The organism is Methanocalculus natronophilus (assembly GCF_038751955.1).
GTDB lineage: Archaea > Halobacteriota > Methanomicrobia > Methanomicrobiales > Methanocorpusculaceae > Methanocalculus > Methanocalculus natronophilus.
The window spans coordinates 1-689 of record NZ_JBCEXH010000058.1; the positions used below are offsets into that span (position 1 = coordinate 1).

Consider the following 689-nt stretch of genomic DNA (forward strand, 5'->3'; position numbering starts at 1 on the left):
GTATTCATCCATCGATTCAGCCGCATCTTTCCCAGCACCCATCGCTAAGATGACTGTTGCAGCACCGGTTACAGCATCTCCTCCTGCAAAAACCCCTTCAATCGATGTCTTATGGGTTTGATCTGTAATAATGCCGCCCCAATCATGCGTATTTAAATCTTTTGTGCTTTGTTTTAATATTGGATTGGGTTTTTGACCAATCGATACAATCACTGAATCCACATCAAAGGTTTTATATTCACCTGTAGGCATAGGTCTTCTGCGACCTGAACTATCTTTTTCCCCGAGTTCCATACGCTCGCATTTGATCGATGTTACTTCGTAGTTTTCCCCAAAAATTTCAACCGGGTTATATAAAAGATTCATTTCAATGCCTTCATCAATGGCGTGATGGATTTCTTCTAATCTTGCAGGAAGGCTTGTTTGGTCTCTTCTATAGATAATCATGACTTCTTTTGCGCCGATGCGTTTCGCAGTTCTCGCCGCATCCATCGCAACATTTCCCCCACCAATAACGGCAACTTTATTCCCAGTTTTAATCGGTGTTGCACTGTTAGGAAAGACATTTGAACGCATTAAGTTTACACGCGTTAAAAACTCATTCGCAAAGTATACGCCATTATAGTTTTCACCAGGAATTCCAAGCGATGAAGGAAGCCCTGCGCCACTCCCAACAAAAATTGCTTGGT

Annotated in this window: 1 protein-coding gene; it reads right to left on the reverse strand. The window is 42.2% G+C overall.

Annotation, left to right across the window (positions count from 1 at the left end; all coding sequences use genetic code 11):
- A partial coding sequence (locus tag ABCO64_RS10390) for an FAD-dependent oxidoreductase (RefSeq protein WP_343089413.1) occupies nucleotides 1-689 on the reverse strand: 689 nt, incomplete at both ends.